Here is a 25,266-nt window from a genome sequence, read left to right as displayed (position 1 = left end):
CGTATGCGTGTAAATTATGGAACCGCCGTGTACGGAACCGTACGCACGGTGGTGTGAGAGGTCGGAAGCCGAAGGCTTCCTCCTACTCGATTGCAGAAAAAGGTAAATGCCTTCGCTTTTTCATAAGTGGAAAACTGCTGAACGAGAAGACAAGAAGTCCAGCCCAGATTAGGGCGAAAGAGAAAAACTGAATCATTGTAAAGGGTTCATGAAAGACAAGAAGGCCAATTATCAAGGTTAATGTAGGCGAGACATACTGGAAAAACCCAACCATGGTCAAGGTGATACGCTGCGCGCCTTCAGCAAAAAGCAAGAGTGGCACTGCCGTAACGATGCCCGTCCCGATCAGCAATACGGTTTGCAGCAAGGGACCAGAAGCAAAAGCCAACGTCCCCGCTATTTGAAGATGGGCGAGGTAAATAAAAGCTAGCGGCAGCATGCACAGCGTCTCAAAAGTCAATTCAATCATGGCATCGATGAGAATCATTTTCTTTGTCAATCCGTAGAAACCAAATGTGAGTGCGAGTGAAAGGGCAATCCATGGGAATCCACCGAAACCGATCGTCTGAACAAGCACCCCTGCTGCTGCGAGAAGCAGAGCGATTGTCTGCCAGCGGTTCAGCCTTTCTTTAAGAAAAATAATGCCGAGCAAGACGCTAACGAGTGGATTAATATAATACCCCATACTCGATTCAACAACATGACCGTTATTAACGGCCCAAATATAGATCAGCCAGTTGGCGCTAATTAGAACAGATGCAAGCAGAACAAAACCAAGCTGTCGCGGATTTGCGGCAAGCTGGCACCAAACCCTATGAATGCGCGCCGTTTTGCGTTCAATGATAATGAGAAATACGATGAAAATAAAAGACCAAAAAATTCGGTGTGAGAGAATTTCCAAAGCTGAAACATTTTGAATCAGTTTCCAGTAAATTGGAAACAGCCCCCATAATGTAAAAGCGCTGAACGTGTATAACGCACCTTTTTTTCGATCTGAAGTTCCGGATGAAAATTTCATAAATTGCCTTCTTTCAAAAAAGAGATTAAAGCGATAAAATTGCTTATATATGTCAACAGATAGTTGTATTTTATCTGTATCAAGAGTTCTTGAAAAGAAAAAGATGATTGTTTGAAAAGAAGGTTAGCGATGCACACACCATTTAAGATTGGAATAGATGCCGGCGGTACACTTATCAAACTCGCCATTCAGACAGCAAGCCAACCGGTTTTCCGTATATTCTCCTCCAATGACCCTATTTCTTGCGCGAGGTGGCTAGAGACTCACTATGACGGCGCTGAATTCTGTCTGACAGGGGGTGGCGCCCAGAAATTGGCGGAATCTCTAGAAAGTGTTGATTGGACACACATCCCTGAATTTGATGCTTCCCTCCAAGGCGCAGAGTGGCTGCTAAGTAAAGGGGATAACCCGGTACCGACGAATTATATTCTTGCTAATGTCGGTACGGGTACATCACTCCATGTCGTTCGAAATAAAGATGCTGCGCGAATTGGCGGGTCGGGCGTCGGCGGAGGGACGCTGATGGGCTTATCCGGAATAATGTTGGGAATCAATGATTTTGAACAATTTATCCAACTCAGCGCGACTGGAAGACGTGACAACATTGACGTAACAGTCGCCCAACTTTATGCGGGTGCTGAACCGCCGATACCGGGCGATTTGACTGCGAGTAATTTTGGGCGTGTGCAGGAATCACTGAAGTATTCGCCAGCTGATCAAGCAGCTGCTGTCGTCGGCCTTGTTGCTGAAACAGTGAGTACGCTAGCGATTCTCGCTGCTCAAAAAGAAAGTCTGCAGGATATCGTCTATATTGGCAGCACATTTGTAGCTAATCCGCTGATGGTAAAAATTGTTGATTCTTATAGTCAATTTTGCGGGATGCATCCCTATATCTTGCCACATGGCTCCTATTGCGGTGCGATCGGTGCCATGCTCAGTCTTTGATAAGCGCTATTTGAAACGGAAAAACGCAAGGTCCTCTGAACGATGGCAAGGCTTTAGTTTTTCTACCCTTACTTTCTTTTCTTATAGGCTTTGTTAAAATCTTTTGTTATTTTTAATCGTTTATTGCTATGTGTTCGCTTGCCGCGGGCGTCAAAACGTCTTCGCCATATTTTGCCACAAAATCAAATACCTTTTATTCTTTTAAGATTAACTTGGCGTAGCCAAGTCTTTTTTTGCAAAATTGCGCTCCGGCTGCTCGCTTGCCGCGGGCGCCGCGCGTCTCCTCAGACAAGCTAGAATCTGCGGGGTCTCACTTGGCTCGCTCTTCCCGCAGGCGTCTCGCGCCTTCGCTCCATTTTTTTTAGAAAATCTTATACATTCTTATCTTATAAAAAGGAAGCCGTTTCGGCTTCTTTGGTTTATTTATCAGTCGAATTAGCTAGAGATTTATCAATGGTGAATCCTTCTCCGAAAACTTCGTGGACATCATTAACGGTTACAAAAGCCTCCGGATCAATTTCTTGGATCAAATTTTTCAAACGAAAGACTTCATTTCGGCTGACCACACAATAGAGGACGTTCATTTCTCGGCGCGTGTAACCGCCTTTTCCATCGATTAAGGTCAGACTTCTATCGAGTGAGTCAATGATTTTATTGGCAATTTCATCGCTTTTCCGTGAGAAAATCATCACCGCTTTGCCAGCGTACGCCCCTTTCTGAATCGTATCAATCATCCGGGCACCGACAAAAACGCCGACGAGGGTATACATCATCTGACGATAATCGAGGTAAACCAGCGAGACAACGATGACCGTGGCGTCGATTACAAGCATCGTTTTGCTCATTGACCAACCATAGCGTTTATGTGTAATTCGGGCAACAATATCAGAACCTCCTGTTGTTCCGCCGTAGCGGAAAATGATTCCGAGACCGCCGCCGATGAACACGCCAGAAAAGAGTGCGGCTAAGAATAAATCATGGCGAAGGGTGAAATTAAAGGCAAATAAATGCTGAAATATAAAAAGGAACCCTGATAAAGAAAATGTCCCGAGTAGCGTATATATAAATTCATTTCTGCGAAAGAATTTCCACCCAGCGAAAAAAAGCGGGATATTTAGGGCAATATTACTGAACGCTGGATCGATGTGCAGTAAATTATAAAGAATCAATGCAATGCCGGTCACGCCGCCTTCCGCCAGTTGGTTTTTCATATTAAAGTTGACGAGTCCAAATGCATAGAGAGCGGCACCGAGTAATATAAAGAGTACTTCTTTCGTTTTTAAATCAAGCTTCAATAGACACACATCCTTCTGGAAACTGGAAACAACTTAGCAATCCTATCATAAGCGTAATACACCCCCGCTTCAACACGTTCCGTTAATGTAAAATTGTTTTGAAAAATGGAAATGTGGCGCTGTTTCAAAATCCACGAATACGCGATCTGACTTTAGTGTTTTCATGTACCTTTAAATTTAAAAATTTAAAGGTGATGAAATTACTTTAGCTCCTACTCCCGGCAAGCGAATACATGGCAATAAACGATTAAAAACAAAAGCAGATTTTAACAAAGGAGAAATAATTGTAAGCGCCCTTTGCGTGTACCAGCTATCTAATATAAAATGAGTGGGGGAGAAATGGCTTATTCAGGGGGAATTTTTATGGGAAAATCATTGGCAGAGCGCCAACAGGATGTTGATCGCTATATCAGCCAATTCAAAGAAGGCTATTTTTCGCCACTGGCATTGATGGCACGGCTCACCGAAGAGCTCGGCGAACTCGCACGGGAAATCAATCATTATTATGGTGAAAAGCCGAAAAAGGCGAGCGAGACGGAGAAAACAGTTGAGGAAGAATTGGCTGATTTGCTCTTTGTCGTCATTTGTGTTGCCAATCGTTTACATATTGATCTCGATTCCGCGCTTGGCAGTGTTTTGGACAAGTTCAATACGCGAGATAAAGATCGTTGGACCAGAATAAAGGATACGGAGTGAGAAAACATGACAGAAAAAATCAAAATTGCCGTTGCTGGTGCGCGCGGCAGAATGGGGTCGGAAACGGTTCGAATGATCCTGAATCATCCAGAGTTCGAATTGGTCGGTGCAGCCGATACGAAATACGATGGAGAAAAAATTGCAGATAAAATCGGGATCTTAGGTACGGACGCACGCATCTACACAGATATCGAGCAATTGTTCACGGCAACTGCACCAGATGTACTGATTGATTTCACCAATCCGGAATCCGGTAAGCACAATTTGCAACAGGCAATTGATTATGGCGTTCGTCCTGTAATTGGCACTTCAGGCTTTACAAACGAAGACGTTGCGGTTTTTAAAGAACAGATGGATGCAAAAAAACTTGGTGGTATTATTGCGCCTAATTTTGCGATCGGGGCTGTTCTCGTCATGAAGTTCAGCCAGCTGGCCGCAAAATATTTTCCTGATGTCGAAATTATCGAGCTGCACCATGACAAAAAGAAAGACGCGCCATCCGGCACTGCTGTCAAGACGGCTGAATTAATTAGTAAAACACGACAAGCGAAGATACAAGGTGCGCCAGATGAAAAAGAAACACTTCAAGGCGCGCGCGGTGCTGATTACGAAGGCATGAGAATTCATAGCATTCGTCTTCCAGGTCTGATCGCGCATCAAGAAGTGCTTTTTGGCGGAAAAGGTGAATTGTTGACATTGCGACACGATTCGATGGATCGTGCATCATTCATGACCGGCGTAGCCTACGCAGTCAAAACATCGATGGCTTTAGACACGCTAGTCTATGGACTCGAGAATGTTCTTGATTAATTAACGCGAAATGCACCAGGAATTTGTTTGCGTGAGGTTCTCGCTAGACGAGCGATACAAATCGTACAATCCATCTTAATTAAGGGAGAGAGGCTTTATGAAAATTGCATTAATCGCACATGATAAGAAAAAACCAGAGATGGTAAATTTCGCCATCGCTTATCAGGATATTCTGAAGGCGCACGAACTCTATGCAACCGGAACAACTGGAAAAAAAGTCAATGCGGCAACCGGACTCACAATCCATTGTTTTCAGTCGGGTCCTTTAGGCGGCGATCAGCAGATTGGTGCGATGATTGCCTCAAATGAGATGGATTTGGTTATCTTCCTCCGTGATCCGCTTACAGCGCAGCCTCACGAACCAGATGTTAACGCCTTGCTACGTCTAAGCGATGTGTACCGCATTCCTCTCGCGACGAACCTTGCATCTGCGGAAATTTTAATGTTTGCGCTCAAGCATGGCGAATTTCATTGGCGCGATCTAGTCTCAAAAGAAAGCTAATGGCCGCACAGCTTGAAGAAATGAGGGATTTTCATGGCTTTTCCATTTGGTGAGGCCGCTGAAGTGATTCAGCGATTAGAAAGAGCAGGCTACTTAGCTTATGCTGTCGGCGGCGCGGTTCGTGACTTTCTTCTCGGCCGGCCTGTTCATGATGTCGACATTGCCACTTCAGCGCGGCCAGATGAGGTGTGCCAATTCTTCAATAAAACGATTCCAATTGGCATGCAGCACGGAACAGTAGCCGTCCTTCATAAGGGGAAAATTTTTGAGGTGACGACTTTTCGTTCCGAACAAGGGTACGATGATTTTCGTCATCCAAATCAGGTTCATTTTGAGCGAACGCTTGATAGAGATCTAATGCGTCGTGATTTTACGATGAACGCTCTAGCGATGGATCTTTCGGGACAAATCATTGATCAATTTGGCGGGCAGAGCGATATGCGGACTAAAATCGTTCGAATGGTCGGCAACCCCGAAGAACGAATCAATGAGGATCCATTGCGGATGCTGCGCGGTATGCGGTTTGTCGCGGAACTTGGTTTCACACTCGGTAGTGATGAAAGGGAGGCATTTACGCGACATGCCTCTCTGCTCGAGAAACTGTCGATGGAGCGGGTGGATCAGGAAATGACCCGTCTGCTTGCCGGTCCCAATGCGGTGCAGGCAATTGGTTTGTTATATGAAACGCATTGTATCGAACATTTGCCGCTGCAAAAAAAGGGTCAAAGAGAGGCGTTCAACGCTATCCATTTTGACATGCTGCAGAGTGAAGCAGAACGATGGTCGGTTTTTCTCGCAGTGCTCGGTTACGATCAACTAGACGCTTTCGCGGGAAGGTGGAAGTGGTCAGGTGCCCGCAAAAAAGCAGTAAAAAAATTGCTACGTGTGCTGGACGAGCGGCGTCGACAATCCTGGAGCCGTTGGATGGTTTATAAAGTGCTTCCGGAAACGGCCTATGCTGTAGAGCGTGTGCGCACGGCCATTGGCGAAGAAACCTTGGCGCAAGCGGATGAAACCTGCCAATTGATCACGGGTCTTTGGAATGCGTGTTCGATTCATTCGACAAAGGAACTAGCAGTAGACGGTCGCGATTTTCTTTACTGGTCTGGCAGAAAGGGCGGGCCTTGGCTCGCCTCTGTGCTTGAAGATGCAGAACGGGCTGTCGTTTGCGGCCATTTGGCAAATGAAAGGAGTTCGATTGAGCAATGGTTCAGCGCGTGGCAAAAGGAACAAAAAATGCCATTCTGAGACTACTGTACGAAAACCGCTCACACTATTTATCTGGTGAAAAAATCTCGCAGCTGCTCGATTGCTCGCGAACAGCGGTCTGGAAACATATCCGTGAATTGACAGCGGAGGGTTACATAATCGAGGCGTTGCAGAAAAGCGGCTATCGATTGATTTCTGCCCCTGATGGTGTCAATGAGGCGGCAATTCTGACAGGACTAGAAACAAAACAGCTAGGCCATACGATTATTTTCTCCGAACGTATGGACTCTACGCAGAAAAAAGCGTTGGAGCTTGCAGATGATGGTGCAGAGGAAGGGACGCTTGTCGTGACCAACGAACAGGTTGCCGGCAGAGGGCGGCTCGGTCATCACTGGCAATCTACACGCGGCACCAATATCTCGATGAGTCTGATCCTTAGACCGCGACTGCCAATCGAGAAAACACCGCAGCTGACACTGCTCACAGCTGTCGCTGTCGCCGACGCCATTGAAGAGGTTTCCGGTCTCTACTGCCGGATTAAGTGGCCGAACGATATTCTCTATGAGAATGCGAAACTCGTCGGTATTCTGACTGAGCTTCAAGCGGAATCAAGCTTCGTCAAAGCCGTTATCATTGGCATCGGCATTAACGGCAACACAAGTCCTGAATCGTTTTCCGGAGAGCTGGCCGGAAAAGCCTCTTCGCTGCGAGCGATTACCGGTGATCATTATGATCTTTCGCATCTGATACAAGTTTTTCTAAAGCGATTCGAGACGCTTTATGACCGCTACCTGGACAAAGGTTTTCTCGCAATTAAGCCGTTATGGGTTCGACGAGCCGCCAGTCTTGGAAAGAAAATCAAGGTCCGTCAGCCTGGCGGACACGTTCTATCCGGCAAAGCGATTGGGATAAATGATGACGGCGTCCTGCTTCTTGAAAAAGAGCAGGGAGAAATAACCCGTGTATATTCTGCGGATATTGAATGGAATTAAATGCTTTCATCTATCGCGCCAAATAAGTATTATCTTTACGGGGAAAAAATAAAAGGTTTTTGTTATAATATTAGTGGCTCATTCAACAGCTGATTGACAATGGCATCGGCATTGTCGGAAACGACCCATCTGTGCTAATCGTAAGGCCTGTAATTATTACACTGGGTTAAGCAATAGCTCTTAGATTACACAGCTTTTCTTGTTGTCCATAGACGGATGCCCAATTTAACAACAATTGTTTTACGAATACCTTTTATTTTGAATTCAGGTGATTTTTTGAAAAAGTGGATTATCAGCATTCTGTGCGTGCTAGTCGTTGCAGTTGGTTGGGTAATGTGGGATCTTTATCACACGAATCAAACGGTCCAACAGCAAGCAGCAAGCCGCGCCATTGCTAAAGCGCAAAATCATTATCACATTGATAAAGTGCTTTCCGTTTCTTATTATCACGGGACCAATGCTTATCAAGTGGTTAAAGGTGAACGAAATGGGGTGCCGATGTATATTTGGGTACCCGATCAAAAAAAGAAAGCGCCGTATATTGTTCGTGCGGTTCGACGCGGCATCTCTCGAAATAAAGCGCAGCAAATTTTTCAGGGCATGCGCTTTCATGTAAAAAAAATTGTTTCAATTCGTCTTGGCGCGATTAATAGCCAACCGATTTGGCAGGTCACTTTCCTCGCCCCAAATAATACGTATAATTACATCTCAATCGATTTTGACACAGGCAAAGAAATTCAGCGGATACTGAATATCTAAGCAGTGTTGCAAGATACAACAGACAACCGGAGAAGGAGAGAAAATCATGCAATTAGCTGACCGCGTCTCTACCATCACCCCTTCAAGTACATTGGCAATTACTGCCAAAGCCGGTGAATTGGCGGCACAAGGCTTTGACGTCATTGGTCTCGGAGCTGGACAGCCTGATTTCAACACACCTGAATTTATTATTGATGCCGCGTGTGAAGCGGTTAAAGCTGGCCATACCAAATATACGCCGACAGCCGGCTTGCCTGCACTCAAACAGGCAATCATAAAAAAATTAAAAAGGGATCAAGGTTTTGATTTTGCACCGAATGAAATTATTGTCGGAAGCGGTGCGAAACACGTGCTCTATTTGCTTTTTCAAGCCTTATTGAATCCTGGCGATGAAGTAATCATTCCATCGCCATTCTGGGTCAGCTATCCGGAACAAGTGAAACTAGCTGATGGTGTACCAGTAACACTTGTTACTTCTCAAGATCATCACTTCAAAATCACTGTTTCTGATCTGGAGCAAAAGGTAACAGAAAAGACGCGGGCCTTAATCCTAAACTCACCAAGCAATCCGACAGGAATGATTTATTCTAAAGAAGAATTGGCATCAATTGCAGCGTTTTGTCTGGCACATGATATTTTGATTATTTCAGACGAAATTTATGAGAAGTTGGTTTATAATGGCAATAAATTTTTTTCGATCGCGCAACTTTCTGAAGCGGTTAAAGCGAATACGATCATTATTAATGGTGTCTCTAAATCACATGCGATGACCGGCTGGCGGATTGGTTACGCAGCAGGTGAGGCTGCCCTAATAAAAGCGATGACGAATGTTGCGAGCCACAGTACGTCTAACCCGGCTTCAGTCTCTCAATACGCGGCAATTGCCGCCTATAATGGCCCTCAGGAAAGTGTCGAATTGATGCGAGAGGCATTTGAAAAAAGACTCAATACCGTCTATCCACGTCTCATTAGTCTTCCTGGCGTCAGCTGCTTGAAACCACAAGGTGCCTTTTATCTGTTTCCAAATATCGCAGAAACAAGTGCAGCATGTGGGTTCCAATCCGTCAGCGATTGGGCCGGTGCACTGCTGGAAGAGGAAAAGGTCGCCGTGGTCCCTGGTGCAGGGTTCGGAGCACCGGAGCATATTCGATTGTCTTATGCCACTTCACTGGAGAAATTTGAAGCGGCTCTCGATCGAATAGAAAATTTTATTCATCAGCATAAAAAATAATTATAGCAATACATGTCTATTGGGGGTCCTGGCAAGATGAATGCAACAATATCAGAAGTAAAAAATTATGTTGGCGGCGAAGTAACAATCGGCGCCTGGTTAGCCAATAAACGATCAAGCGGTAAAATTCAATTCCTTGAACTACGTGATGGTACCGGTTTTATTCAAGGCGTTGTCTTGAAAAATGAAGTCAGTGAGCAAGTCTGGGAAGATGCAAAATCGCTGACACAGGAAAGCTCGCTTTATATTTCAGGAACTGTTCGTGAAGATAAGCGCGCACCGTCAGGTTTTGAACTGACAGTGACTGGCTTATCTGTGATTCAGATTGCGCATGATTATCCAATAACACCTAAGGAACATGGTGTCGAATTTCTGATGGATCACCGACATCTTTGGTTGCGTTCGAGTCGTCAGCACGCGATTCTGCGTATTCGCAACCAAATTATTAAGGCTACTTATGACTTTTTCAATGACAATGGTTTTATTAAAGTGGATCCGCCGATTTTGACAGGAAGCTCCGCAGAAGGTACGACCGACCTGTTTCATACCAAGTATTTCGATCGCGACGCCTATCTGTCGCAAAGCGGTCAGCTCTATATGGAAGCAGCAGCGATGGCATTCGGCAAAGTTTTTTCATTCGGACCTGCTTTCCGTGCTGAAAAGTCGAAAACACGCCGGCATTTAATAGAATTCTGGATGATAGAACCGGAGATGGCGTTCTGCGATCACGAGATGAATCTCCGCGTACAGGAGAATTACGTCAGCTATATTGTTGCACAGGTGTTGAAAAATTGCGCCAACGATTTGAAAGCAATCGGCCGTGACACAACCAAGTTGGAAAAAATCAAAGCGCCGTTCCCGCGTATCACCTATGATCAGGCGATTGAATTTTTAAAAGAGCAAGGTTTCGATGATATTGAATGGGGTGATGATTTCGGATCGCCACATGAAACAGCAATCGCTGAACACTTTGATGTGCCTGTTTTCGTTACCGAATATCCGACAAAAGTCAAGGCTTTTTACATGAAACCAGTGCCTGGACGAGAAGATGTCGTGCTTTGTGCGGATTTGTTAGCTCCTGAAGGCTATGGTGAAATTATCGGCGGTAGCCAGCGTATTGATGATCTTGATCTGATGAAAAAACGTTATGAGCAGTTTAATTTGAATGATCCTTCTTATAAGTGGTATTTGGAATTGCGACAATACGGTACAGTGCCGCATTCTGGATTTGGACTCGGATTGGAGCGGGCTGTTGCCTGGATTTGTGGCCTTGAACATATTCGCGAGGCGAGCCCATTCCCTCGGTTACTGAATCGTATTTATCCGTGATCGTCTTTTAAAAAATATTTTCTCTAACAAGATGCAAAAAGGAATTCGGTGCGTGATTAAATCATGCACCGTTTTTCTTTTGTACAATAGAATGCATAAGATTTCAAAGGAATTAAGTATAAGAAAAACTAAGGATTGGTCATGGTTCATAGGACTTGGCTAAGCCAAGTTTTTCTAATATACAATTCTTACAAGCTTCCAATACGCATCATATTTATTGGGTTCATGCTATAATAAAACAAGAGGTGTCATGAATGGATACGAAATTAATACTTGATTTAATGTTAAAAGGGACAATCAATGTGCCTTCGCTCCTTATTGAAAATTATCATGCCATCGGATTGAATGAACAGGAGTGTATGCTCCTTATCGAAGTTCATTCTTTTCTTATAAATGGGAACAATTTTCCAACATTTGATGATTTATGCCGAAGGATGACTCTTGATGAAACAACATGTGCTGATAAATTGCAGAATTTGATTCAGCGCGGCTTTTTATCAATTGTACAGAAGAAGGACAACCAGATTTATTCAGAATCCTACTCGCTTCAGCCTTTATGGGAAAAGCTTATCCAATTTGTCTATCGAACGGGTTCTGAACACGTCGCGGGAAACGAGCAGGCTTTGTACACGCTATTTGAAACCGAATTTGGCCGCCCACTTTCGCCGATTGAATGCGAGACGCTGGCGATGTGGATGGATGACGATCATTTCTCGCCGCAATTAATTAAAGCAGCGCTACGGGAATCCGTTGTTTCTGGGAAACTCAATTTTAGATATATTGATCGGATTCTCTTTGATTGGCGTAAGAATGGTGTCCGAACATTGGAACAAGCAAAAGCGCATGGATCGCAGGTTCGTCGCCATCAGCAAACCGCGCGTACGCCTCAAAGCGAGAAGTCCGAAAACCATATTCCAAAAATGCCTGCGTATGACTGGCTGGATAAAGCCTGAAAGGAGATTTAAAAATTTTAAATCAGAAACAGATTGATTCTATATTTACAATTATCGAACAGATGTTTCCTGATGCACATTGTGAACTGAACCACGCCAATCCATTTGAACTTGCAATCGCAGTGATGCTGTCCGCACAATGCACGGATGCACTCGTTAACCGTGTCACACCAGGTCTCTTTCAAAAATATCATGTGCCGGAAGATTATCTTGCCGTTCCTCTTGAGGAATTGCAAAACGATATCCGTTCAATTGGTTTATACAGAAATAAAGCGAAACATATACGCCAGATGTGCGAACGTCTGATCACGGATTATAATGGACAATTACCAAGAACAATGGAAGCGCTAATTCAGCTCCCAGGGATCGGGCGAAAAACAGCAAATGTTATTCTCTCTGTTGCTTTTGGCGTTCCGGCGTTGGCAGTTGATACCCATGTCGAGCGGGTGACAAAAAGATTAGGCATCTGTCGTTGGAAAGATAGTGTTTTAGAAGTGGAAAAAACGTTGATGCGACGCATCCCGAGAGAGAGATGGTCAGCATCGCATCATCAACTGATTTTTTTCGGTCGCTATCATTGCCGTGCACAGAATCCAGCATGTCCTGTCTGCCCGCTTTTGGCTGTTTGTCGTGAAGGTCGAAAGCGGATGCGGCAGGAAGGAGTGACAGCCTATGAAACGGATCCGCAAATTTGAGATCCCTCAGGCATTTCAATATCATCCGTTTTATGAGGAATCGTCGCTTACAATTGATGAATCAGTTGACTTTCCTTTGTTTGCCGCACCATTTATCATGGATATTCGTTATCATGATGAGCCAAAACTAAGCGAGGAATGGCCGTGGCAGCAGAAAAATAATTTTTATCATTTATTTTGGCAGGAAAAAAAAGAGGCTATCCGTTTATTTTTCCACCAACGTAAAACAGCAGAAGCGAAAACACATATGATTCAGTCGCTCGCCGGATTTGTCGATCAAATGTTTTGGGCGAGCGAGCAGCCTGTTACCTCACTGCAACCGGAAAAACTGTTACCCGTATTGTCTGATTTCGCATACGCGCCGCTCAATATTGAAGAGCGAATTGGCTATTTATTGCAGCGACCCGATCGCTACCAATCATTTATTCAATTGGAAGCAATGGAAGAAGAATTGTACAAAAAGTTGTCCTTAATGAAGTCGGCCCGTTCATGATCGATTGAGCAAAAACTGATACACATTCTTATCTACATAAAAAGCCTTGGCATTTTCCTGCCAAGGCTTTTTTATACGTTAAGTTTTTTTAATAGGGTTACGGCGCTGCTGATGACGACGCAGATGCCGGAGCCGCAGCGGCGCTCGATGAGACAGGCGGCGCTGAAGATGTTACCTGTGGCGATGAACTGATGCTCGATGACGATGAACTGGCTGGCGGTATTGAGCTCGAACTTGAACTTGAACTGCTTGACGACGATGCCGAGCTACTCGATGACGAGGATGCACTGGAAGAGCTACTGTTCGATTGAAAGTGGTTTTGAACAGTTGAATTACGCACCCCGAGCTCGCCCCCAGATAAGCTGATAACCGAGTTCGGGCGAATAAAGTCGGGTGCGCCAGGCATAATCGTTCCCATCACATTCTTAAAAATCAACTTCGCATAGTTTTGCTGTCCTGGAGCAAGATAAGTGCCGAAGTTGCTCTGCAAATAACGCTTATTCTTCACATCATTATTGGTTACATCGTAACCGGTCCAAACTGCAGTGGTGAGGCGCGTTGTATAGCCGACAAACCACTCATCCAATGCGCCATGACTGACCGCGTAAGGGGAGATTTGCATTTGAGCGGCGTAATCACTAGGGATGTTCTGCGTACCGGTTTTGCCAGCAAGCGGTGTGCCAGGCAGATTTGCCATCACACCAGTTCCTTTAGACATAACATCCTTGAGCATGTCTGTAACCATATAAGCTGTATAGTCATGCATTGCGATACGCTTCGTGTGATCCAAAGTGATCACTTCGCCATCGGGCTTGACGATTTTACGGACCGCGTAAGGTTGATTATAAACACCGCTGTTTCCGAAAGCCGCGTACGCTCCTGCCATAGAAAGAGGTGAAGAGTGGAAGGAACCAATTGCATAGCTCTCGTCAAATTGAGACTGCGTAAAATTCATGCCCAGCTTATTGGCAAAATTAATGACCGGACGGGTGCTACCCATTGCCTGATCGATTTGCTGCAGCGTATTGACAGCAGGAACATTTCGCGACAAATAGAGTGCTTTGCGCATCGATATTTTGCCCATAAATTTTCCGTCCCAATCGCTAACCATTTTTGTGCTGCCCGTGTATTTCAGACCTTTTTTGTCATCCAACTGGTAATCGGTCGGCCACTTCAGGTAGTCGATAGCCGGTCCATAATCCACAATCGGCTTAGCGGTTGATCCGACGCTACCGACGCTATTATATGAATGATTGGTATTCATCAGGTACTGATAATTGCGTCCGCCGCCAAGCGCACGGATAGCACCTGTCTGTGTGTCAATGACAGAAAGGCCCGCTTGAAAATTCCGTTTCATGCCAGGGTAATTATTGCTATTATTCAAAACCGATTGCGTCTTCTTCTGAATCGAAGGATCTAAGGTTGTGTAAATTTTCAAACCACCAGAATCAAACTCTTTTTCGGTGATTACTTTTTCTTGATTGACAAGGACATGACGAACATAATCGACAAAAGCGCCGTATTTTCGATTGCTATAGGTCACCTTGCCATGACCTTTTGTCATTTGCTTCATCGATTCGCTCTTTGCAGCAGTTGCCTGTGCCTTCGAGATGGCGTGGTATTTTGCCATTAAATCAAGCACCAGATCGCGCCGCGCCTTAGCCTGGGCCGGATGATCAATCGGATCATAGTAGCCCGGGTTCCGCGTCATCGCGGCAAGCATCGCTGCTTGAGCTAAATCGACATTTTTAATATTTTTGCCAAAATACAGTTCAGAAGCGGCCGCAACGCCGTACGTTGGACCACCGCCTAAATAGATCTGATTTAGATACATTTCTAGAATCTGTTTTTTTGTATATTTCTTATCCAATTGGACCGCTAAATACATTTCCTGAATTTTACGTTTAAATGTTTTATTTTGTGTCAGCATTGCATTGCGCACAACTTGCTGATCAATTGTACTGCCGCCTTCAGATTTGTATCCATGCGTAAACTGAGCAAGGATTGACCCGCCAATGCGTACGGGGTCAATCCCAAAATGTTGATAAAAGCGCACATCCTCTGTAGAAATAAACGCGTCTTGCACAGAAAGCGGGATCGAGTTTAGATCCGCGTAGAGCCGATGCGTCCCAGCGTCGACCACGGTCGCCTTTTTATTGTACTCATCATAAATCACAGAAGAAACCTCATTATGGAGGGCATTTGAATTCAACGCAGGCGCGCTGCGGACAATTGCGAAAACCATGGATATGCCCGCAAGAATAAGAAAGAGAAAGATCAATAAAATGATGATTAGCGTGCGCTTGAACCAGCCTCGCTTTTTTCTTCCACCACCTCCACCCGAAGACTTGCGGGTGTGTTTTGCTTTTGTTGCCTGACGTGCTTCTTTTGCTTCTTCTTTCGCACGTCTCCTCTCCATCCTCGACTGATAGTCAACCATGCTATTTTTTCCTACCTTTCCGGAATGCCTGTCTCATGGTTAAAATCTTTATAATAGTATTCGATTTAACCGAAAGAATATGACAGCTAAAAGTATACATCCTTTATCACGCGAAGGTAATCAATTCGCGGCAAATAGTTCTGAGGAACCAAATAGCCTTTTTCCTGAAAAAGCGTTTTGGGAAGCGACTTTCGACCTGATTTTTGAATGGCTTCGTTCCAACGATTTTCCAAATAGGATGCATCAAGTAAATAGATTTCGTCTGTTGGCGTGAATCGGACAATGATAAATCCAATGCCTCCGTGCCGCTTAATCCTTGCCATATGAAGGACTTGATGCTCGTGGAAGTTTTTCAATGGTATATAATTAGGGTGGGTCGTTTCCTTGGCCTCAAAATCAATATATTTTCCCAGAAAAACGCCGTTATAATCGGTTGTTGATGCCTTGCGGAAATAGGCTTCCGTGATTCTGGCCGCGCTACGCTTTGGATAATCAACATGGACAATCTGAATGGGTGTCGGTTTCTTATAAATGACGGCTTGATCCGACTCAATGTAATATTGATTGGTCACATTAAGGGCCTCTTCCAACGTCATTCCGCGTTTGCCATAATTGACTGTCACTTGTTGATTATTGCTTGTTTTCACCTCGGCAGACCTTTGAAAAGGCTGTCCATTTGGATAAAAGAGCGTCAAAATAGCGCTGCTCCTTTCAAATTTTTACGTTTATCTTAACACAGTATACCAAAAGGTGGACAGAAGCGGTGCGTTTTTAGGGAAAAAGGGCGGCCGATCAGGGTTCTGACAACAATTTTTGTCGAAAATATGATTATTATAACTGGAACGCACTAGTTTTGCTGTATTTGTTCTAGTTTTGTCGGACAGGCAGGGGACTGCTTTAGCTTTCTCGTACTCTTACAGTAGGAAAAGAACGATTAGCGATAAAGGGGCGAGGACAGGATGTTAAAGAGCAGGAGAACATGTGATGTCACGCATCAATTGGATTTATTACTGATGAAAACCGATCAAATGGCTCAGAAAATCATCCGGCAAAACTGCAACTTAGTTGATGAAACGGTTAACAACTATCGAAGGACACTGTCGATGCATTTGACTCCTTTTCTTGCCATTGACCAATTAGCCGCGTGTTGTGGACGACCGATCGCTATGGCAGAAGAGAAAGTGGCAGATAAGAAAATTTACCCATTCACTACGGAAAGAAAGAACAGAAGACATGTCCCGCTTCTCACAATGACTGACAAAAAAATTGCAGAAGAATAATCAATTCGAGGTGTGCTAAATGAAAGAAATTTCAACCGATCGTCTTGCTGAATTAACTGACCAATTGAAAGAAATCAGCCAAAAGGCGTATGCTCAATTCTATATCCAATACAAGAAGGCAGACTACAAGCCGGATTTTCAGAATGAGGTCAAACCTTTTGCTAACCGGACCGATCAAATACTCGCTGAATGGAGTCCACTCGCCAATAAATGGGTGGCGTTAAATCAACCACGTTATCTGCATCTGCAGCAAATCAAAGACACGTGTGATAATTTAACATTGATCAGTGTGACAGCCTTTCAAAAGACCACACGTCAGCGTCGTTTTATTGAGACCATTCAAGCCATCGACTATGTGCTTGATACACTTCTTTCCGAACTCGCTGATTCTTTTGACACAGTCAATCAGGGGAATTTAATAGCCCATCCGAATAAATGAAACAAGGATAAAAAGAAAATATGGAATACCGAATAGGAGAATGAGCCGATACATGATTGTTGTCAATCGTTCAAGACACTCTTCTGTTGATACCCGCTGCGCACGCTGACCAATTCTTTTTAAGCAGTCGAACAGAATACCTTGTTTTTTTAGATGAAGATGAGCGATGACTTTTTCCATGACGTTTTTCCTCCCGCTGAAATGAATTGATGTCCTATGTATATGGCTTGTCTCGCTTTCTAGAACAGCAGCAAGTAAATTTCAGTGAACCATTTCCTTAATTTCATCAAGGGACTTGCCGCCTAATTCTGAAAAACCATTCTCCAGGCTGATCGTTCGTCCTTGATAAAGCGGATAGACAGCACTGAATCCACCATTTAGAATCGAGTCGCTGCCATTCCCATATTTTTTCAGGAAAAGCAGATAATCACCGTCAGCCAGAGGACCCGTATAGAGTTGATTGAGTGGATCAGTAGGGCGAGGAAGCGGACGAACACCAGTCGTCAGCAAAAACGTGGGAGCCGTCCCTTTTAAGACGCGGTGAGTGATGAGGTGTTGGCGGCTGTTGACAAGTGTAGCGGCAGCAGATACCCGTTTGCCCGTTTTCCAACTTGTATAACTGCCATCGAGATGCGCCGCAACGATGGCGTCTGAATGGAGGAGCAGTGAATGATAGTCAGGAAGCGTTTTAGTGGAGAAAATTTCCACAGGCTGTGCAGGTGAGGCAGCAGCTGTTTTTACGATGCATAACAGAAACGCGAGGGTAATGAGCAGAAGACGAATATTAATTTTCATTGGCAAAGAATCACCCCTGTCATAGTCTTTTCTATTTATAGAATGACCGTGTTGGACCAATTTATCCTGCTCATCAAGTACCTATGACTTGATAAGTGATATGCAAAAAGTGTATCGTTATTATGTAATAAAATATACGTTTGTCCACTAGGGGTGCGTCTTGCTGAGAGGGACTGTTGTTCCGACCCTTGGACCTGATCTGGTTAATACCAGCGTAGGAAAGTGGTGAATCAACGAGCATTAAGCCGCTTTCACTATTGAAGGCGGCTTTTTTGACGCATACCGGTCGACACACGGCATTTAAAAACATGGGGGGATTAGAAATGAATCAATCAGTAAAAGTCAGTCGCACACTTAATCTCACAGATATTCTTGTTACGATCGTCGTTTCACTTGTATTTGGCCTGATTTTCCGGCTAATGGGACCTGTCTATGACCTATTCAAATCGTTCGGTCTCCAGATGGACGCATTGATATACGGCATCTGGTTTATCGCGGGACCATTCGCGGCAGTATTGATTCGTAAACCAGGCGCTGCGTTCCTCGCTGAAACTGTTGCAGCATTAGCGGAAGTTCTCTTTGGCGGGAGTGGTGGTATCGTGAACCTTTATTACGGTCTGATTCAAGGCCTGTTCTCGGAAGCGATCTTTGCCGCGGTTTTTTATCGCCGCTTTTCACTCATCCCGGCTATTTTATCAGGGTTAGCCGCCTCTGCAGGTTCGTTAATTCTTGATGTTTACTATGGCTACCTGACTGATCTTGCTGGATGGAATTTAACATTAAACATCGTTTTCCGTTTCATTGGTTCAGCACTGCTTGCCGGACTCTTTCCTTATGTGCTCGTCAAAGGTCTTGAAAAAACGGGTGTCACCCAACTTATCCGTCCGGTCAGCAAGGAAGACTATGATGTGCTCAATAAATGAGCGTACACGTTGGGGCGTAACTGAACTGCGGCTCGCCTTTCCCAAACAAAAAGAAATGCATTTTAAAGATTTAACATTTCGGTACACAGAGGGGGAAAAAATCCTCTTGCTCGGTCCATCCGGTTGCGGCAAATCAACGCTGCTTCAAGTACTGTCCGGTCTAATTCCAAGTAGCGTGCCGATGGCGATCAAGGCGAAAAAAAAGGAAATACCGTCGAATTGGGGGTTCATTTTTCAAGATCCCGAAACACAGTTCTGTATGCCTTATGTAGATGAAGACATTGCTTTTGTCCTGGAAAACCGCAAGATCGCTCGAGAGAAGATGCCAGATTTAATCAATCATTATTTGAATCTTGTCGGTCTTGATTTTCCCGACCCGCATCAGCTCATCCATAGCTTATCAGGCGGGATGAAACAGCGGCTTGCAATTGCCGGCGTCTTGGCACTCGAACCGGATATCCTTTTTCTTGACGAACCGACTGCATTGCTTGATCCTCAAGGGACGGAAGACTTCTGGCAATCACTCCAAAAGGTCAGCAACAACCGGACATTAGTCATTGTTGAGCATAAAATCGACCGAGTGATTGAGTTTGTGGACCGGGTTGTACTCTTTGGAAACGATGGAACAATTATTGATGACGGTCCAAAAGAAAGGGTACTGAAACAGCAGAAAAGGCGCCTTGTTGAAGACGGAATCTGGTATCCTGGCGCATGGCGCGACCATCTCAGTCAAAGAATACAAACAAAAAAGCTGCCCGATTATCAAGCAACTGTTTTGACGTTGGATCGTTTCTCTGTCAAACGGAATGGGCATATAAAATGTTCCATTGACAGTTTAATGATTAATAGGGGGGAATGGGTTGCCGTCATCGGAAAAAACGGCGCAGGTAAGAGTACGCTACTTGAAGGCTTGAAGCGCCTGCTGCCAACAAAAGGAAAATGCATCTGGAATCTAACGCATCCTGAGGAAGCGGTTGCCTTCGTCTTCCAAAATCCAGAATTCCAGTTCGTGACCGATCGAGTCGATGATGAGCTAGCCTTTTCTCTCCGGATCAAACAGTGCCCACCGGATTTGATCCGCCGGCGTGTATGTGAGATGCTGCAGAAATTTGCTCTCGCATCTGTACGCGGCAATCATCCCTTTCAATTATCAATCGGTCAGAAGCGTCGGCTGAGTGTTGCGACAGCGCTGATGGAGCAACCACAAGTGTTGCTCCTTGATGAGCCGACTTTTGGTCAGGATGCAAAGAACACCTTCCAGTTGCTTGATCAATTGTCTGAGTTGCAGCAGCAAGGCACAACAATCATTATGGTGACTCACGAACTGGAAATTGTCCGTCATTATGCGACGCGCGTCCTTGAGATTGACGCCGGTCGCTTGGTTTCTAACGCGCATAGGGACAGGGGGTCAGGAAGTGAGGTGATCGGGAATGGACATCAAATGGACGAGGGGGAAAAACTGGTTAGCAGAAATTAATCCTTCCTACAAATTGTTGATAATTGCTGCGCTCTTTATTGTTTTTCTCTGTGTGGACAATTTAAACGTCATGATTTGGTCTTCACTGTTTTTTTTAATCGTATACTTAATGCACCGCAGCATTCCAGTGAAACTATCAATCATACTCCTCTTTATGGCATTGCTGACATCATTGTTCAGTATGACCGCCATGACATTGTTTGGTAAAGGGACTCATCTGCTTTTCCAATTCGGGCTGATCCGTATTTCAACGGAAAGTTTGGCCAGAGGTTTGATGCTCGGCTTACGATCATTTACATTTGGTATGCTCAGTCTGATTTTCGCGACGACAACAGAACCCGTTCCTTTTTTTTACAGCCTGATGCAGCAATGCAGAATGCCCGTCCGTTTTGCATACGGCTTTCTCGCTGCCTTTCGGATGTTGCCAATGATGGCTGAGGAATTTCAAATTCTTCGGCAAGCCTTGAAGGTCAGAGGGCTTTCGCGTGCCAAGGGAGTTGCAGCTACATATAACCGATTCAAGCGCTATTGCCTGACGATGCTTGTACAGTCAATTCGTCGGGCGCAGCGGACCGCTGTTGCGATGGAAGCAAAACGCTTCTCGATGACAGAGGCACGCACGTTCTACTATTCAATCGGATGGAGTCGTTATGACTTTTTCTTTAGTTTGCTGATCGGGTTTACTGTTGCTGCCTCATTCATTCTGGCTGTTTGGATTCCATTGACACCATTCGTGCACGTATTGGACCAATACTAAATATGTTTGGGTTGAATTGACGGCCCGATATTTTTCGAAGTATGCTTGATAGGGAGGAGGCGGGTAAGAATAATGACACAAACAGCGCTGATTACAGGTGCTTCAAGCGGGATCGGTTATGAAATGGTTCAGCTTCTGGCCGCGGAAGGATACAATCTGATTCTTGTCGCACGGAATCACGTCAAATTGCAGGAAATTAAGGCATCGCTTCCCAATCAGCAAGTGGTTGTGATCGCTCAGGATCTGAGTTTACCAGGTGCGTCCAAGTTGGTTTATGACAAGGTAGCCGAATTAGGGTTGACTGTCGATGTGTTGATCAATAATGCCGGCTTCGGTCGGGTAGGTGCCTTTCATGCATTGACGCTTCAAGAGCAAATGCAAATGATTCAGCTGAATATTGCCGCTTTGACCGAATTGACCTACCTTTTTCTCCCGGATATAAAAAAGCGACAAGGCATGCTGCTCAATGTCGCGAGTACGGCAGCGTTTCAACCAGGGCCGTTTATGGCGGTTTATTTTGCAAGCAAAGCCTTTGTGCTTTCTTTGACCGAAGCGCTTGCGGAGGAGCTGGCGGGAACGGGTGTTCATGTCACTGCGTTATGTCCAGGACCGACCCATACCAATTTTGGGAAAGTAGCCCACGCAGAAAATATTAAAATGTTTGCCCGAACGATGGATGCGGCTGTCGTTGCGAAAAAAGGATGGACTGCGTTAAAAAGTGGCAAACAAGTTATGATCACGGGCGCATGGAATCGTGTTGGCGCCTTTGCAGCCAAACTGCTGCCCTCAATCGTCGCGGTGAAAGCCGTTCGCACAGTCACGCGCGTGAAAAAAGAGCAGTGAATCCTTCAATCTAAGACAGAGCTTTTCTCAATGCAATGTTATAAACACTCAATCGTTGCAGAGAGTACGAATTTAATCTTTTTAACTTTATAGCAAAATAAAAGCACCGGAATGAATCGTTCCGGTGCTTTTTATTACTTGGCTATGTTTAAATTTATTGTTGTTTTGTGACCAAAAGGCAATGTGTGAGACGCTGGCGGGAACAGCGTGCCATACGGGCCCCAGATTCTAGCTTGTCCGAGGTGGCTCGCGGTGCGCCCGCGGCAAGCGAACACATGGCAATAATCACTAAAAACAACAGAAGATTAACAAAGTCTATTAATTAGAGCTGATCATTGTATTAATTCGTCTTCAGGTTGTGTTCACTTGCCCGGCGCAATTCAAGTGCACGCAAATCTGCGCGTTTGATTTTTCCGGAGACAGTTTTGGGCAAGTCACCAACAAATTCAATTGAGCGAGGGTATTTATACGGTGCGGTCTCTTTCTTAACAAAGGTCTGAATCGCTCGAGTTAGCTCCGCGCTGCCTGTGTAGCCATCCTTTAGCACAACAAAGGCCTTAACAATAAATCCGCGAACAGCATCCGGACTGCCAACAACCGCACAATCCTTGACCGCATTATGCTTTAGCACCGCATCCTCAACTTCGACCGGCCCGATCGTATAGCCCGAACTGATAATCACATCATCGCGCCTGCCATGGAACCAGAAATAACCGTCCTCATCTTTGGATGCCCGATCACCGGTCAAGAAATAATTACCGATAACCGCAGCCTGGTAGCGATCCGGTTGTTTGTAATAGGTTTTGAACAGAGCGGGAAAATCGCGACGGACTGCGATATTGCCGATTTCTCCGACAGGGACTGGATCACCATTTTCATCAACAATCGTAATAAATGTATCCAGAATCGGTTTACCCATTGAGCCCGTTCGGACATCCATACCGACCATCGTTCCAATCAAAAGTGTACTTTCAGTCTGTCCATAACCATCTTTGACAACAATGTCGAATGTTTGTTTAAAGGTATCAACGACTCCTCGGTTCAGTGCCTCTCCAGCCGAGCAGGCGTTGCGTAGGTGGGACAGATCAAAGCGCTCAAGATTATCAACTTTAGCCATTAAACGGTATTCAGTCGGCGTGCAGCACAGGACATTCACCTTATAATCCTGAAGAAGCTTTAACTGTTTTTCTGGATGAAATCTTCCAAAGTAGACGAGTCCTGTGACTCCTTTGCCAAGCACGGAAAGGAACGGACTCCAAATCCATTTCTGCCAGCCTGGGCCGGCTGTCGCCCAGAAGATATCGCCATCGCGGATATCAAGCCAGCGCGTGGGGGCAATTCTCAGGTGTGCGTATGCCCAGCCGTGCGAATGAACAACAGCTTTCGGCGTTCCAGCCGTCCCCGAGGTATAGGTCAGAAAAGCCATATCATCACGGCGTGTATCGACTGTGTCATATGCTGCAGGCGCTGTTGCCATCAAAGCATCCATAGACAGCCATCCCTCTGTCTCACCAGCAACTGAAATTCGGTGCTGAAGCGCAGGTAATTCTTCGTCAATATTATCGACTTCATTTGTAAATGCGGCGTAAGCGATGATCGCTTTGGCATTGCCTTGCTGTAACCGGAAGGCGATATCATGCGCCCGCAGCAGCTCTGACCCGGGGATGACGACTACTCCGGCACGCAAAGCGCCGAGATAAATGACATAGGCATCGATAAGCCGTGGCACAATGGTCATTACGCGGTCGCCTTTCTTTATCCCTAATCGATCCAGAACATTGGCAAATTGTCTGCCCTTCTGGATGAGCTGATGATAGGTGACACTTTGTCGATTGCCGCTCTCATCCTCCCAGAGAAGCGCTGTCTTCTCTGAATCAAATCTGTCAATCTCACTCGTGAGATTATAATGTTCGGGTGCAATTAAATCCTGTAACTCCATCCTTAGTTCTCTCCCTTGGTTAATATTGGGTTTTCTTTATTTTCGAGTACGGTTAGAAATTGAGTTCTAGTAAATATGATTGTTATTTAATATTAATACCTGGTACTATTAATTGCAACTAATTACACATAAATTTCAAATAACATAACTTTTATTGAAGAATATTTTCAATTTAATTATGCCCCATTATTTTGTTTTTGTTTGCTGCTTGATATAAGTAGCAAGTGCATCGCCGAAGGTAACGGAACTTCGTTGCACCTCATCAAGTGTATTGGCGACCCCACCGATTTCCACTAAAATTGCATTTTTTGAAAGATCTTGATTATAGACCCCGTTTCCGTCATTTTTGGTTTTACCGACAATCCCGCGAACCAGACCCGGATACTTCTGATCCAACAGATTTTTAACTTGCTTGGCCATGTACAAATTAGCTGAATAATTGGGATTGGCTTCACCGATAATGATGCTAATCCTGGCATAAACGGTCCCGTTTATCGTCATGGTCGTTAGTTTCCGACCTGACGAATCCCGGTGTATATCAATAAAATAGGCAAGTGACGGATTTTTTTTGATCGCCTTTTGCACAACGATTCGCGAAAACTGGTAGGATTCGTTGTAGTTCCAGCCCATCTTGTGCAATTCTTCATTTTTATTTGTCGTATCATGAAGAAAACCAATCCCTTGCGAGACCAGAGTATTACCGACAATCTGCCCGTCAAAGATCACATCTTTACTTGGATCAGCGCTGACTGCGCTTGTTTCGTTTGGTCCAAGCGCTGGATTATACGATTCCCAGCTATGCGTATGATAGATGAAGACAAGCTTATTCAGCTTGCTATTTGCCTTGTTTTTTTCCTGTTGCGCTTTATCTGGCTTTTGTGCTTTCGGCGTTTCCAATTTGATCTCAGGTGGTGGATTATCCTGGGGCAATGTATTGTAGTTCAAACCCTTGCCCGCATAGAAAATTTTCGTATGGTACAAAGTGAAACCAGGTAGCTCCGATCCAAATAAACTGCGAATATCATCAAAGCGCAAATCCGTTAATCCTTCCAATAAAAAATGTGAGAGACTTTTCGGTCGATCATTTTTCGCAACAGCATGTCTGAAGACAATATTTTCGTTGCCGAATGTTTCTGTCAAAAGTGTGGCTGACGACAGATTCGATTTTTGCATGACGTTGTCTATATAACTCAACCGTATTTGAAAACTGACAATCAGAACAATGACCCCATAGAACAGAAAAAAAAGGATAATTACGCTTGCTAGTATTTGGCGGAAACGAGGCAGGAATGAGTTGGGTTGAATAGGCTGGAATTTTTTCAAAAATGTCCCTCCCCAAGCATTTGGCATGTCCAGGCTGTTCGATAAATTCTATGTAAGAAGAGCGGTCGAATAGACTTCTTTTCTAGTACATTTAGAAAGATTAACGCCATAGAAATTGAGATT

Annotated in this window: 26 protein-coding genes and 1 riboswitch; of the genes, 18 read left to right on the top strand and 8 right to left on the bottom strand. The window is 44.8% G+C overall.

Translation table 11 applies throughout. From position 1 onward, the window contains the following. Positions 1-82 precede the first annotated feature (82 nt). Positions 83-1,018, bottom strand: coding sequence for an EamA family transporter RarD (gene rarD / locus JOC27_RS07090; RefSeq protein WP_205006428.1), 936 nt, complete (start codon positions 1,016-1,018; stop codon positions 83-85). A gap of 129 nt (positions 1,019-1,147) precedes the next feature. Here rarD and coaW point away from each other — a divergent pair, with 129 nt between their 5' ends. Then, the gene (gene coaW, locus JOC27_RS07085; protein ID WP_205006426.1) at positions 1,148-1,963 is read left to right on the top strand and encodes a type II pantothenate kinase; all 816 of its coding nucleotides are present in this window, start codon (positions 1,148-1,150) and stop codon (positions 1,961-1,963) included. A 419-nt stretch (positions 1,964-2,382) separates the two neighbouring features. Here coaW and JOC27_RS07080 read toward each other — a convergent pair whose 3' ends face one another. Beyond that, positions 2,383-3,258, bottom strand: a complete 876-nt coding sequence (locus tag JOC27_RS07080) for a YitT family protein (RefSeq protein WP_205006425.1) — start codon at positions 3,256-3,258, stop codon at positions 2,383-2,385. A gap of 363 nt (positions 3,259-3,621) precedes the next feature. Here JOC27_RS07080 and JOC27_RS07075 point away from each other — a divergent pair, with 363 nt between their 5' ends. From JOC27_RS07075 to JOC27_RS07025, 11 genes are all read left to right on the top strand, one after another. After that, complete coding sequence (locus tag JOC27_RS07075) at positions 3,622-3,954, top strand: nucleotide pyrophosphohydrolase (protein WP_415641040.1); 333 nt, start codon at positions 3,622-3,624, stop codon at positions 3,952-3,954. A 6-nt stretch (positions 3,955-3,960) separates the two neighbouring features. Then, positions 3,961-4,764: a 4-hydroxy-tetrahydrodipicolinate reductase gene (gene dapB / locus JOC27_RS07070; RefSeq protein ID WP_205006421.1), complete on the top strand. Its 804-nt coding sequence runs from the start codon at positions 3,961-3,963 to the stop codon at positions 4,762-4,764. Between the two features lie 97 nt (positions 4,765-4,861). Then, complete coding sequence (gene mgsA, locus JOC27_RS07065) at positions 4,862-5,266, top strand: methylglyoxal synthase (RefSeq protein WP_205006419.1); 405 nt, start codon at positions 4,862-4,864, stop codon at positions 5,264-5,266. A gap of 33 nt (positions 5,267-5,299) precedes the next feature. After that, entirely contained in the window at positions 5,300-6,514 is a 1,215-nt protein-coding gene (locus JOC27_RS07060; RefSeq protein ID WP_205006417.1) for a CCA tRNA nucleotidyltransferase, read from the top strand. Beyond that, positions 6,472-7,467 carry a biotin--[acetyl-CoA-carboxylase] ligase gene (locus JOC27_RS07055; protein WP_205006415.1) on the top strand — a complete coding sequence of 332 codons (996 nt, stop codon included), beginning with the start codon at positions 6,472-6,474 and terminating at the stop codon, positions 7,465-7,467. The genes JOC27_RS07060 and JOC27_RS07055 overlap by 43 nt, the downstream gene beginning before the upstream one ends. 276 nt (positions 7,468-7,743) lie before the next feature. Beyond that, positions 7,744-8,226: a cell wall elongation regulator TseB-like domain-containing protein gene (locus JOC27_RS07050; RefSeq protein ID WP_205006413.1), complete on the top strand. Its 483-nt coding sequence runs from the start codon at positions 7,744-7,746 to the stop codon at positions 8,224-8,226. Between the two features lie 46 nt (positions 8,227-8,272). Further along, entirely contained in the window at positions 8,273-9,457 is a 1,185-nt protein-coding gene (locus JOC27_RS07045; RefSeq protein ID WP_205006411.1) for a pyridoxal phosphate-dependent aminotransferase, read from the top strand. Positions 9,458-9,493: 36 nt separating this feature from the next. Then, on the top strand, positions 9,494-10,786 hold the full coding sequence (gene asnS / locus JOC27_RS07040; protein WP_205006409.1) for an asparagine--tRNA ligase: 1,293 nt from the start codon (positions 9,494-9,496) through the stop codon (positions 10,784-10,786). Between the two features lie 254 nt (positions 10,787-11,040). Next, complete coding sequence (locus JOC27_RS07035; RefSeq protein ID WP_205006407.1) at positions 11,041-11,739, top strand: DnaD domain-containing protein; 699 nt, start codon at positions 11,041-11,043, stop codon at positions 11,737-11,739. Between the two features lie 14 nt (positions 11,740-11,753). Beyond that, a complete protein-coding gene (gene nth / locus JOC27_RS07030) occupies positions 11,754-12,434 on the top strand; it encodes an endonuclease III (protein ID WP_205006446.1) in 681 nt (226 codons plus the stop codon). Continuing rightward, entirely contained in the window at positions 12,412-12,927 is a 516-nt protein-coding gene (locus JOC27_RS07025; RefSeq protein ID WP_205006405.1) for a YpoC family protein, read from the top strand. The genes nth and JOC27_RS07025 overlap by 23 nt, the downstream gene beginning before the upstream one ends. A 97-nt stretch (positions 12,928-13,024) precedes the next feature. Here JOC27_RS07025 and JOC27_RS07020 read toward each other — a convergent pair whose 3' ends face one another. Next, on the bottom strand, positions 13,025-15,367 hold the full coding sequence (locus tag JOC27_RS07020; protein WP_205006404.1) for a transglycosylase domain-containing protein: 2,343 nt from the start codon (positions 15,365-15,367) through the stop codon (positions 13,025-13,027). An 86-nt stretch (positions 15,368-15,453) separates the two neighbouring features. Beyond that, the gene (recU, locus tag JOC27_RS07015; RefSeq protein WP_205006402.1) at positions 15,454-16,062 is read right to left on the bottom strand and encodes a Holliday junction resolvase RecU; all 609 of its coding nucleotides are present in this window, start codon (positions 16,060-16,062) and stop codon (positions 15,454-15,456) included. A 264-nt stretch (positions 16,063-16,326) separates the two neighbouring features. Between recU and JOC27_RS07010 the strand changes: the two genes are divergently transcribed. Further along, the gene (locus tag JOC27_RS07010) at positions 16,327-16,647 is read left to right on the top strand and encodes a hypothetical protein (protein ID WP_205006400.1); all 321 of its coding nucleotides are present in this window, start codon (positions 16,327-16,329) and stop codon (positions 16,645-16,647) included. A 19-nt stretch (positions 16,648-16,666) separates the two neighbouring features. Further along, positions 16,667-17,086, top strand: a complete 420-nt coding sequence (locus JOC27_RS07005) for a YppE family protein (protein ID WP_205006398.1) — start codon at positions 16,667-16,669, stop codon at positions 17,084-17,086. Here JOC27_RS07005 and JOC27_RS07000 read toward each other — a convergent pair. Together JOC27_RS07000 and JOC27_RS06995 are read right to left on the bottom strand one after the other, a co-directional pair. After that, positions 17,063-17,266: a hypothetical protein gene (locus JOC27_RS07000; RefSeq protein ID WP_205006396.1), complete on the bottom strand. Its 204-nt coding sequence runs from the start codon at positions 17,264-17,266 to the stop codon at positions 17,063-17,065. The two genes, JOC27_RS07005 and JOC27_RS07000, sit on opposite strands and share 24 nt — an antisense overlap. Before the next feature lie 81 nt (positions 17,267-17,347). Next, entirely contained in the window at positions 17,348-17,881 is a 534-nt protein-coding gene (locus JOC27_RS06995) for a hypothetical protein (protein WP_205006394.1), read from the bottom strand. A gap of 139 nt (positions 17,882-18,020) precedes the next feature. Next, positions 18,021-18,119: riboswitch (TPP riboswitch) on the top strand. 85 nt (positions 18,120-18,204) lie between these two features. Here JOC27_RS06995 and JOC27_RS06990 point away from each other — a divergent pair. The 4 genes from JOC27_RS06990 (at position 18,205) to JOC27_RS06975 (ending at position 21,881) form a co-directional block, all read left to right on the top strand. Beyond that, the gene (locus tag JOC27_RS06990) at positions 18,205-18,804 is read left to right on the top strand and encodes an ECF transporter S component (RefSeq protein WP_239529983.1); all 600 of its coding nucleotides are present in this window, start codon (positions 18,205-18,207) and stop codon (positions 18,802-18,804) included. Continuing rightward, positions 18,785-20,281 carry an ABC transporter ATP-binding protein gene (locus JOC27_RS06985; RefSeq protein WP_239529982.1) on the top strand — a complete coding sequence of 499 codons (1,497 nt, stop codon included), beginning with the start codon at positions 18,785-18,787 and terminating at the stop codon, positions 20,279-20,281. The genes JOC27_RS06990 and JOC27_RS06985 overlap by 20 nt, the downstream gene beginning before the upstream one ends. After that, complete coding sequence (locus tag JOC27_RS06980) at positions 20,235-21,038, top strand: energy-coupling factor transporter transmembrane component T family protein (RefSeq protein WP_205006392.1); 804 nt, start codon at positions 20,235-20,237, stop codon at positions 21,036-21,038. The genes JOC27_RS06985 and JOC27_RS06980 overlap by 47 nt, the downstream gene beginning before the upstream one ends. Before the next feature lie 72 nt (positions 21,039-21,110). Next, entirely contained in the window at positions 21,111-21,881 is a 771-nt protein-coding gene (locus JOC27_RS06975) for an SDR family NAD(P)-dependent oxidoreductase (protein WP_205006390.1), read from the top strand. A gap of 340 nt (positions 21,882-22,221) precedes the next feature. On the opposite strand, the gene mbcS is transcribed toward JOC27_RS06975, so the two are convergent. After that, positions 22,222-23,820, bottom strand: a complete 1,599-nt coding sequence (mbcS, locus tag JOC27_RS06970) for an acyl-CoA synthetase MbcS (protein WP_205006388.1) — start codon at positions 23,818-23,820, stop codon at positions 22,222-22,224. Between the two features lie 186 nt (positions 23,821-24,006). After that, positions 24,007-25,143, bottom strand: coding sequence for a stage II sporulation protein P (gene spoIIP, locus JOC27_RS06965; protein ID WP_239529981.1), 1,137 nt, complete (start codon positions 25,141-25,143; stop codon positions 24,007-24,009). Positions 25,144-25,266 lie beyond the last annotated feature (123 nt).

This window comes from Sporolactobacillus spathodeae, from assembly GCF_016908935.1.
GTDB lineage: Bacteria > Bacillota > Bacilli > Bacillales > Sporolactobacillaceae > Sporolactobacillus > Sporolactobacillus spathodeae.
This window is presented reverse-complemented; position numbering and strand designations above follow the sequence as displayed.